The organism is Bacillus sanguinis (genome assembly GCF_018332475.1).
Taxonomy (GTDB): Bacteria; Bacillota; Bacilli; order Bacillales; family Bacillaceae_G; genus Bacillus_A; species Bacillus_A sanguinis.
This window is the reverse complement of sequence record NZ_BOQB01000041.1, coordinates 1-10,066: the sequence shown is the minus strand read 5'-3', so window position 1 is coordinate 10,066 and position 10,066 is coordinate 1. Positions and strand designations below refer to the sequence as shown.

13 protein-coding genes are annotated in these 10,066 nt (G+C 37.2%); 6 read left to right on the top strand and 7 right to left on the bottom strand.

What is annotated here, in order from left to right:
* The first annotated feature begins 259 nt into the window (after positions 1-259).
* Positions 260-1,459 (top strand): methionine adenosyltransferase, encoded by a 1,200-nt coding sequence (gene metK, locus KI369_RS05975; protein WP_212955371.1) that lies wholly within the window; start codon positions 260-262, stop codon positions 1,457-1,459.
* Between the two features lie 41 nt (positions 1,460-1,500).
* On the opposite strand, the gene KI369_RS05970 is transcribed toward metK, so the two are convergent.
* The gene (locus KI369_RS05970) at positions 1,501-1,680 is read right to left on the bottom strand and encodes a hypothetical protein (protein ID WP_212955370.1); all 180 of its coding nucleotides are present in this window, start codon (positions 1,678-1,680) and stop codon (positions 1,501-1,503) included.
* 6 nt (positions 1,681-1,686) lie between these two features.
* Entirely contained in the window at positions 1,687-1,866 is a 180-nt protein-coding gene (locus KI369_RS05965; RefSeq protein ID WP_000424795.1) for a hypothetical protein, read from the bottom strand.
* A 254-nt stretch (positions 1,867-2,120) separates the two neighbouring features.
* Here KI369_RS05965 and KI369_RS05960 point away from each other — a divergent pair, with 254 nt between their 5' ends.
* Both KI369_RS05960 and KI369_RS05955 read left to right on the top strand, forming a co-directional pair.
* A complete protein-coding gene (locus tag KI369_RS05960; protein WP_076867797.1) occupies positions 2,121-2,630 on the top strand; it encodes a MogA/MoaB family molybdenum cofactor biosynthesis protein in 510 nt (169 codons plus the stop codon).
* Positions 2,627-3,229 carry a molybdenum cofactor guanylyltransferase gene (locus KI369_RS05955; protein ID WP_212955369.1) on the top strand — a complete coding sequence of 201 codons (603 nt, stop codon included), beginning with the start codon at positions 2,627-2,629 and terminating at the stop codon, positions 3,227-3,229. Before KI369_RS05960 ends, KI369_RS05955 begins: the two co-directional genes overlap by 4 nt.
* A 282-nt stretch (positions 3,230-3,511) precedes the next feature.
* Here the strand turns inward: KI369_RS05955 and KI369_RS05950 are convergent, their stop codons facing one another.
* The 3 genes from KI369_RS05950 to KI369_RS05940 form a co-directional block, all read right to left on the bottom strand.
* Positions 3,512-4,654, bottom strand: coding sequence for a glycosyltransferase family 4 protein (locus KI369_RS05950; protein ID WP_212955368.1), 1,143 nt, complete (start codon positions 4,652-4,654; stop codon positions 3,512-3,514).
* 12 nt (positions 4,655-4,666) lie between these two features.
* Positions 4,667-5,200: a phosphatase PAP2 family protein gene (locus KI369_RS05945; RefSeq protein WP_212955367.1), complete on the bottom strand. Its 534-nt coding sequence runs from the start codon at positions 5,198-5,200 to the stop codon at positions 4,667-4,669.
* Positions 5,201-5,341: 141 nt separating this feature from the next.
* Positions 5,342-5,854 carry a gamma carbonic anhydrase gene (locus KI369_RS05940; protein WP_000640207.1) on the bottom strand — a complete coding sequence of 171 codons (513 nt, stop codon included), beginning with the start codon at positions 5,852-5,854 and terminating at the stop codon, positions 5,342-5,344.
* A gap of 74 nt (positions 5,855-5,928) precedes the next feature.
* On the opposite strand from KI369_RS05940, the gene KI369_RS05935 reads away from it, so the two are divergent.
* The 3 genes from KI369_RS05935 to KI369_RS05925 all read left to right on the top strand — a co-directional run bounded on the left by KI369_RS05935 (position 5,929) and on the right by KI369_RS05925 (position 8,109).
* On the top strand, positions 5,929-6,732 hold the full coding sequence (locus KI369_RS05935; RefSeq protein WP_212955366.1) for an alpha/beta hydrolase: 804 nt from the start codon (positions 5,929-5,931) through the stop codon (positions 6,730-6,732).
* A 37-nt stretch (positions 6,733-6,769) separates the two neighbouring features.
* Complete coding sequence (gene tbcS / locus KI369_RS05930; protein ID WP_212955365.1) at positions 6,770-7,834, top strand: tetraprenyl-beta-curcumene synthase; 1,065 nt, start codon at positions 6,770-6,772, stop codon at positions 7,832-7,834.
* Positions 7,835-7,896: 62 nt separating this feature from the next.
* Entirely contained in the window at positions 7,897-8,109 is a 213-nt protein-coding gene (locus KI369_RS05925; RefSeq protein WP_212955364.1) for a hypothetical protein, read from the top strand.
* Between the two features lie 36 nt (positions 8,110-8,145).
* Here KI369_RS05925 and KI369_RS05920 read toward each other — a convergent pair whose 3' ends face one another.
* On the bottom strand, positions 8,146-9,447 hold the full coding sequence (locus KI369_RS05920; RefSeq protein ID WP_212955363.1) for a PepSY-associated TM helix domain-containing protein: 1,302 nt from the start codon (positions 9,445-9,447) through the stop codon (positions 8,146-8,148).
* A 305-nt stretch (positions 9,448-9,752) separates the two neighbouring features.
* The gene (locus tag KI369_RS05915) at positions 9,753-10,004 is read right to left on the bottom strand and encodes a hypothetical protein (RefSeq protein WP_212955362.1); all 252 of its coding nucleotides are present in this window, start codon (positions 10,002-10,004) and stop codon (positions 9,753-9,755) included.
* Between the last annotated feature and the right edge of the window lie 62 nt (positions 10,005-10,066).

Below are 10,066 nucleotides of genomic sequence, written 5' to 3'. Positions count from 1 at the left end.
CCGATGAAGCCCAGCAACCTCACTTGTAGTGGTAAATACAGGTGAATAGGTGCTAAAACCTGTGCGAGGCTACAGGTCTCGAACGATAAGAGCGAAGGGCAAAAAGCAGTATGCAAGTAGCAAATTAAACCTTTCCTCTATGTAAAGTGGGAAAGGTTTTTCTGTATGCTTGTGGGAGAATAAATGTATGTCGCAATTTGTGGCAAATTAAGGATGAGTTCCGTACAATATATACAATTACTGTAGGGAGGTTTACCACATGACAAAAAAACGTCATCTGTTCACATCTGAGTCTGTAACTGAAGGACATCCAGATAAAATTTGTGACCAAATTTCTGATTCAATTTTAGATGCGATCTTATCAAAAGACGCAAATGCACGTGTAGCTTGTGAAACAACTGTAACAACTGGTTTAGTATTGGTAGCGGGGGAAATTACGACTTCTACTTACGTAGATATTCCAAAAATCGTTCGTGAAACAATTCAAGGCATTGGTTACACACGCGCAAAATACGGATTCGATGCAGAAACTTGTGCAGTTTTAACATCTATCGATGAGCAATCTGCTGACATCGCTATGGGTGTTGACCAAGCGCTAGAAGCACGTGAAGGTCAAATGACTGACGCTGAGATTGAGGCAATTGGTGCAGGAGACCAAGGTTTAATGTTTGGTTTCGCATGTAATGAGACACAAGAGTTAATGCCACTTCCAATCTCGCTTGCTCACAAATTAGCTCGCCGTTTAACTGAAGTACGTAAAGATGATACATTATCATACCTACGTCCGGATGGAAAAACGCAAGTTACAGTTGAGTATGATGAAAATGGTAAACCTGTACGTGTAGATACAATCGTAATTTCTACACAGCATCATCCAGATGTTACATGGGAAGAAATCGATCGCGATTTAAAAGAGCATGTAATTAAAGCTGTAGTTCCAGCAGACTTAATGGATGGAGAAACGAAATTCTTCATTAACCCAACTGGCCGCTTCGTAATTGGTGGACCACAAGGTGATGCTGGTTTAACAGGACGTAAAATCATCGTTGATACTTACGGTGGATACGCTCGCCACGGTGGCGGTGCATTCTCTGGTAAAGATGCAACGAAAGTTGACCGTTCAGCAGCATATGCAGCTCGTTATGTTGCGAAAAACATCGTAGCAGCTGGTCTTGCTGACAAAGCAGAAGTACAACTTGCATACGCAATCGGTGTAGCACAACCAGTATCAATTTCAGTTGATACGTTCGGCACTGGTAAAGTATCTGAAGACGTACTAGTAGAACTAGTTCGTAACAACTTCGATCTTCGCCCAGCTGGTATTATTAAAATGCTAGACTTACGTCGCCCAATTTATAAACAAACAGCAGCTTACGGCCACTTCGGACGTACTGATGTAGATCTAACATGGGAACGTACAGACAAAGCAGCAGCTTTAAAAGAGCAAGCTGGTCTATAATATATGAAAAAAAGCTTTGCGCAGTGAGCGCAAAGCTTTTTTTATTTCGTGTTAGTTACAATTTGAATGCATGAAGTGCAATACACTTCGCCGTCTAGCTCAATATACTTTTTCATATTCGTCATGCCGCTTGCCGGAAATGGCATATGAATCCATGCTTTTTCATACGTTTGGATTTCTTTTTCACATGATTTACAAAGGGTTGGTTTCTTCTGGAACATATGTAATCAACCTTTCATTTGACGTGCTTTGCCCGCGCAAAAGGCACTGCTTAGTAAAAATAGTGTTGCGCATATAATACTTACTAATGTAGCGTATGGAATTGCTCCTTTTAGAGAAAAGCCGACAGTGATGGAAGCGATAAATAAGAGGATGAATGTTGTTGTTAGTTTTTTATAAAGTTCCATAATAGATAGACCTCCAATTTATTTGGTAGTGTAATTCAAAAAACTGAATTCTACTATGTAGAAAATATAAGAAAAGTTAAAGGCTAGAGTTAACGATGTGAAGTCTAGGAGGATAAGAAAAGATGATTTTATTTTCCTTTTTGTGGATTGTTATACTTATATTGTATCATGATGCATCATCGGCTTCATACATAATTGTGTAAAGGTATGTATGATAAAATGAAGAAAAGCCTTTAGGAAAGGAAAGATAAAAAATGAGCGTAACTGAACATAAAAAACAAGCGCCAAAAGAAGTGCGTTGTAAGATTGTAACGATTTCCGATACACGAACGGAAGAGACGGATAAGAGCGGACAACTATTACATGAATTGCTAAAAGAAGCAGGCCATACAGTAACTTCTTATGAAATTGTAAAAGATGATAAGGAAAGTATTCAGCAAGCAGTGTTAGCTGGTTATCATAGGGAAGATGTTGATGTCGTGTTAACAAATGGCGGTACTGGTATTACGAAGCGCGATGTAACGATTGAAGCGGTATCAGCGTTATTACATAAAGAGATTGTCGGGTTTGGTGAGTTGTTTCGCATGATTAGTTATTTAGAAGATATCGGAAGCAGCGCGATGTTAAGTAGAGCAATCGGCGGTACAATTGGGTGCAAAGTTGTCTTTTCCATGCCAGGATCTAGCGGAGCAGTTCGTCTTGCGATGAACAAATTAATTTTACCGGAATTAGGTCATATTACATTTGAGCTGCATCGCCAATGAGTAAGTATGCTGGAATTGTATTGGCAGGCGGTATGTCGAGTCGATTCGGTGAGCCGAAAGCGTTAGCGAGCTGGCAAGGTAGTACTTTTATTGAGCATATTTTGAAAGTGATAACAACTGCGTTACAAGAAGTTGTGGTCATTAGTAACTCCGATATAAAAGAGCGAGTAGAACAACTTGTACAAGTTCCTGTTATAGAAGATATTCCGCATTATAAAGGAAATGGACCACTTGCTGGAATTGTATCAGGAATGGAATATATAGAAGCAGATTGGTACGCTATTATGCCTTGCGATGCGCCAAATGTTTCGCAAGAATGGTTTACCATTTTACTAGAGCAAACGAGCAATGAATATGATGCGGTAGTACCTATTATTAATGGAAGAAAACAACCATTACTTGCAGCGTACCATAACCGCGTGAAAGAAAAGATTTACGCTTTGCTTCAGGAAGAAAAAAAAAGTATGGGTCAGCTTTTATCACAATGTAATGTGAAATATATTGCTGGTGAAGATGTACAAGTGAATGCAGATTGGTTTATAAATGTGAATACGAAAGAAGAATATGTGCAGGCTCAAAAAGACCTTTCAAATGAATGAAAGGTTTTTTTGATATACAGAAATTGGGGAACAATTACTGTATAAAGGTATGTGAGTAAGTTGATTTTAAGGGGAATTTCTTAAAATCACTATACAGTAAAAATACCGTATAACCATATATTAATTTTTATGGGTTTTTATTACAAGTCTGTTTGGTTATGTGTCTTTTTGTTATAATGAATATAAGAATAATATGATACTTCACCTTATGTATCATTTATTAAACTAAAATTTCCAGTTATGTAATAAACCCTCTTCGTGTTATGAAGAGGGTTTTTCTGTTTAAGCGAGTAATTCTGATGCAGTGTGCTGAAGGACTTCTTCATATTGGTCAAGTAAGCCGCGAAAGATTTCATCCCAGCTTTTTGATTTGGCATAAGACGTAGCAGCTAGCCCCATTTGCACCAGTTTCTGTTCATTTTGCAATAAAGAATGGATGGATGATAGAAATGAATCCGCATGTTTGGGCGGACAAAGAACTCCCGTTTTTCCATCTGTAATAATATTTTTAACCCCGCCACTATTTGCACCAATGACAGGTGTGCCGCATGCAAGTGATTCGAGTACGACATTTCCAAACGTTTCAGTAGCGGATGGAAATACCATGATGTTAGAGCAAGCATATGCTTCAGCTAAATCCTTACCCTGTAAATATCCAGTAAAAGTGACATTTGCTTTCGGAACAGCTTCACGTAAATTTGTTGCTAGAGGACCGTCTCCTGCGATGAGCCAATGAATGTCGTTTCGAGTATGTGCTGTTTTTACGATAAGGTGTTGCAACGTATCAATATCTTTTTCTGGGGCAATCCGTCCAACATAGGAAAGGACATACTTCGCTGTAATATTATATTTTTTTCGGAATAGGTCTGTATTGTAAGATGGATGAAAGAGTGTGCAATCTACACCACGTCCCCATATGGATAGGCTCTGAAAGCCTTTATTTTTTAGTTGGTGTAATGTTTCAAAAGAAGGAACGAAATTTTTTTGCATATGACTATGAAACCATTTTAAATAGTTCCAAAGCATATTAGAGAGAAATTCGATTTTGTAATAGCGTAAATAAGCATCGAAATCAGTATGATAAGAACCGACAACTGGGATGTTCAACTTTTTTGCATAATACAATCCACAAAGTCCCATGTTGAAAGGTGTAGCAATGTGAATCATGTCAGGCTTAAAGGAAAGAAGTTCTCGTTTAATGCGCGGAGTAGGAAAAGAAAAGCGACATTCTGGATATAATATTGTTAACGGGATACTTCTCATCTTGTTCACATTAGCTACGAAATTATCTTCAGCTGTATGCTGAGGGGCGAAAACAGAATAGGCGATCTTTTCTTTCTGAAAGTAACGTGTTAATCGTTCTAATGTTTTCGCAACGCCGTTGACTTGTGGTGTAAAAGTATCGGTAAAAATGGCGACTCTCATCATATCACTCCTTTATGTGAAAAGTGGGATGAATTGATAAAAAGAGATGATGCCAGAGCAAGTGCCAAGGCACATACCGACAAATACATCAGACGGATAGTGAAGCCCTAAATAAATGCGCGAAATACCAACGCATAATGCTAATGGCAATAGAAAAATAAATAAACTTGGATTATAGCAAATAAATGGAATAAGGACAGAGAAAACGGCTGTTGTATGACCAGACGGGAAAGAGTGGTCTTTTAATGGATGGACTGGATATTTCGCATCCTGAATCGTTAAATAAGGACGTTTTCGTGGATACCATCTTTTTAATATTTGCACCGGAATGTGGCTAATTGTTAAAGAAATAGCAGTTGCGATTGCAGCTTGATGCAAAGTCCCTTTTGCGAAAATTAAAAAGAAAAGTGTGAGTGCAATTGAGAAAGTAGCACCACCGATATGAGTAATATTGCTGAAAAAGATGTTTAATGTTTTTTGATCAAAGTATCGGTTAATTCCTTTGAAAATGTAACATTCTATTTTATACAGTCCACTGACCTTCATGAAAGTTCTCCTCCCTCGCTTACATATATATGGAGATATTAGCTTTTATTTTAATAAGATTTTATTGAGGGAGTAATAATATTTTGTAAAGAAAAAGTTAGTTTTTATAAAAAAAGCTGCCAATCTTATGGCAGCGGAAATTTATTTCTGTAATGATTTATAGTATTGACCTTTTTCAACATATTGTGTGCGAATTCGCTCCATATCTTTACGGTCTTCTTCTGTTAACTCACGAACGACTTTCGCTGGACGACCAAAAGCTAATGTGTTTGGCGGGATTTTTTTTCCTTGTGAAACGAGGCTTCCAGCACCGATAAAGGCTCCTTCGCCAATTTCAGCACCATCTAATATAATAGATCCCATTCCAATTAAAGCATCTTTCTTAATATGGCAACTATGTAAAATCACTTGATGCCCAATTGTTACATCGTCTTCTAAAATAAGAGGATATTGTGGGCTTTGGTGAAGTGTACATTGGTCTTGTACATTTACACGATCTCCAATGATTGTTGGTGACACATCGCCGCGTATGACTGTATTAAACCAAATACTTGATTCCTCGCCAACGGAAACATCGCCTGTAATCGTAACGTAGTCAGCGATAAAAGCACTACTCGCAATTTTCGGATTTTTTTCTTTGTAAGGGTATATCATGTAAAGCCTTCCTTTCCTAGAGACTAGTTTCAGTGTATCAAATTATGAGAAAGAGTGAAATGGAGGAGAGCCGTATGTGGAATTATGAAGCGGAGGAAGCAAAGGCTGTAATCGTTATTGTACACGGCGCAATGGAATATCATGGGCGTTATGAAGCCGTTGCGGAAATGTGGAATCATATCGGCTACCACGTTGTGATGGGGGACCTTCCGTCACATGGAACGACTTCAAGAAATAGAGGACATATTGATTCGTTTGATGAATACATAGAGGAAGTTAAATTATGGATGAAAGAGGCAAGAAAGTATAGGTTGCCTATCTTTTTATTTGGTCATAGTATGGGTGGTCTTATCGTCATTCGTATGATGCAAGAAACGAAGAGAGAGGATGTAGATGGTATTGTTTTAAGTTCGCCATGTTTAGGCGTATTAGCTGCACCTGCTGCTCCGCTTCGAGCTGCGTCAAAAATATTAAATATCGTTGCCCCAAAATTGCAATTTGCAACGAATCTTACAGTGGAAATGTCAACACGTAACCATGAAGTGAGAGATGCGATGGAGAATGATTCATTGTTCTTGCGCAAAGTATCAGTGCGTTGGTATAGTGAATTAATTAAGTCTATTGAAATTGCTCATAAACAAATAGGTGATTTTCCAGACGTTCCACTCTTGCTAATGCAAGCATGTGAGGATAAACTTGTAGATAAAACACGTGTCCGCACTTGGTTTGATAATGTTAAAATAAGTGATAAGGCATATAAAGAGTGGCCGAATTGTTATCATGAGTTATTAAACGAGTATGAGCGTGATGAAATTTTGAATTATATTCAGGCATTTACTGAAATACGTATCAATAACATAATAGAAACAAATAAGTAAATTATTTGTACATTGAATAGAGGAGATGAAGGAAGAAGTGAACGTACCGAGTAATCCCATAACGCTCATGGCCAAAGTATACCGTGATGTGTTTCCGGTTGTACACCATGAGCTAGCGATGTGGAAAGAGCGTGCCTACCATATTCCGAATGATGAGCTTCATAGTCAGGCAATCGCAAGTATTGAGCATAAAACGTTTCATTGCGAAGGCGGTGGCATTTTAGCGCTATTAGCAAATGAACACCGAGAGGAATGTATTCGTTTTATCGTCGCATATCAAACGATTAGTGACTACTTAGATAATTTATGTGATCGCAGTACATCACTTGATCCAAATGATTTTGCCGCACTGCATGAATCGATGTTAATGGCATTATCACCCGAAGTAGAAGGTGGCGGTAATTATTATCGCTATCGTGATGATCAAGATGATGGTGGTTATTTAGATGAACTTGTTGAAACGTGCCAAGATGTTTTAAAGAAAACGAAGCACTATGACAAAATTGCTCCTGTTCTTCATGAACTTGCTTGTTATTATTGTGATTTGCAAATTCATAAACACGTGAAGTTAGAAGAAAGAGAACCACGCTTAAAAACATGGTTTGAAGCGCATCAAGAAAACTTACCTGAGATGAGTTGGTTTGAATTTTCAGCATGTGCTGGTTCTACGCTTGGAATCTTCTGTCTTGTCGCATATGCATTTCATGATGAATTACATGATGAAGATATTGCGAAAATTAGACAAGGATACTTCCCTTACGTACAAGGACTTCACATTTTGCTTGATTATTTCATTGATCAAGAAGAAGACCGTATAGGCGGAGATTTGAATTTCTGTAGTTATTACGAAAACGAGCAAGCGATATTAGATCGTATGAAACACTTTGTAGAAGAAGCAGAAAAGAGCATTGGTAATTTGCCTCATGCGAAGTTTCATCGTCTCATAAGCCGAGGGTTACTTGGTATTTATTTATCAGACCAAAAAGTATCAGCACAAAAGAATATGCACAAAATGGCACGGCGCATTGTAAAATATGGAGGCCTCACTTCACGATTCTTCTATTGGAACGGGAAGATGTACCGAAAGAAAATGGCGCAGTGATGAAGAAAACCACTCATGTAGAGTGGTTTTTTGTTATAATATGGTAAAGGGTGGTGGTGGAGATGAAGCGATTGTTTCAAAAGCTATATCACCATATTGAAGTAACATTACTCGTGCTACTCTCCATTTCATTTATAACTGGAATGTATATGATGATGAATAGGCCAAGTGGTCCTACTATGATGGATTATGTGCCACAAGTAATAATTGGCGCAATTATTATAGTAGATATTGTCTTTTTAATAAGTGGTAGAAAAAAAGAAAATAGTAAATAAAAAGCATTTGTACATGGGAGTACAAATGCTTTTTCATTATGATCGTATTTTGGAAAATGCATATATAAGAAGTTCAATCGCAAAAATAACTAAAACAGATAGTCCGAATAAAGGCATGACAGCGCCTAGTATAACCATCATGATAAAGAAAACGAGTACGCTTTTCTTATCTCTTTGTTTTGGAGGAGCTGCTAATTTTCCTTTCGGCTTTCTTGCTAACCACATTTTTATTCCGTAATAAATGAGGAGTAATAAAGATAATGTCGTTAGTAAGCATAATATTTTATTTGGCCATCCGAATAAATGACCTTCATGAAGCGGGATACCGTAAGTGAACCATTGTGCAAGTAATCCATAATCACGATAATCCGTTTTGGAAATAAGTTCTCCGCTATATTGATCAAAGTAAGCTGTTATTTCTTCATTTGGTGCGACGTGCATACCCGTAATACCAGAACCGCTCGATTTTGAAACGGTGAATACACCTTTCGGATCAGCTGGTAGTGAGATAACATATGGCTTTTTTATTTCAATTCCTTTTTGTAATGTATCAATTGAAATTGCTTTTGGCTCATTCGAATTAGATTCAGGAGGAGCTTCTTTTCTTGTTGCCCACGGCAATTCTTTTACCTTTGATTCAGGCGGTGCCATATACAACTTTGGATATCCGATGGATTCATTCGACGCTGCGATTTTATAAATTTGGTTACCCATAAATCCTGACCATGGCAATCCAGATGCGACTAGCAGAACGAGAGGAATTGTAAATATAATACCGATAATAGAATGACGTCGTTTTGCTTTTTCTCGCTTATTGGATGCCGGTGTGTTTTTGAATCGGCGTATACTCATATACAGCCCAGTCACAATTAAGAAGATTGTCCAACATGCTGCAAGTTCTACAATATAGTTAACGACAGTGCCACCAACTAAAAGAGAACTATGTAATTCCCGCATGATATTGGCAAACGTTTCACTTGCGTTTTGATCTCCGACAATTTGATTATTACTATCTAAATACACATATTTTTGTTGCCCAGTATACTCATTTGCAATCGTAAGTCTCGTATTATAATCCCCATCAAACTCACTAATTTTCGCCACGCTATAATGTGGATATTTTTTCTCTGTTAAGGAAATAGAATCAGACATCGAAATAGATTCTGTTTGGGCGCTCTTCCCAAAATATAAATCTTTATAGATGTAATCTTCAACCTCTTCCCGAAATAAATACCCAATTCCGCTCAGTGACAAAGTAATAAGAAGCGGCGTAATAAAAAGCCCAGCATAAAAATGCCAACGCCAAAAAATGTAATGAAGCGAACGATTTACTTTCATACTTTCAGTTCCCCTAACCTTCCCTATATGAATAACTACTTATTTAATATAGCGAGATTAAGTGTGGATACTTTGAAAGAATTGTGAAGAAAGTTAAAAGTTTTTTAAGGATTTTTATCGGTGAGACATACAATACGTAATGCAAAGCTTAGTTGAATGAATTAGCTCTTCATCTTCTTTTTGTAGTCTGATTTGAAGCGCTTTTTGAAAACAAGTAAGGGCGGTTTGGAAGTCACCTGTATCTAATTTACTTTTTCCGTAATTAATGATGCTATAGTATTAAATCAATTTTTAAATTTATTTAATTACTCAAATCCTGAATCTAAAATATTTAATTGTTCAGCTGTTATTCGCTCCTTTCTTATATGTAACAGGATATTCAGTTCTTGCTCTAATTTAGCAATTGACTTACTTTTTGTGTAAGCTTCATTTCTTTCCTCTAAAAGAAGCAGCTCATGTTCCGTAGCGGTGTGTTCCTCTATGATGCCAACGCATTTTGCAGTTAACCTTTTCTCTACTTCATCTACTAAAAAGGAAATATTTATAATCAAAATCAAATAAAAAAAGAACATTCTGTCTATTATTGAGAAAAATATATTTAACTATAATTCCCTTTGGT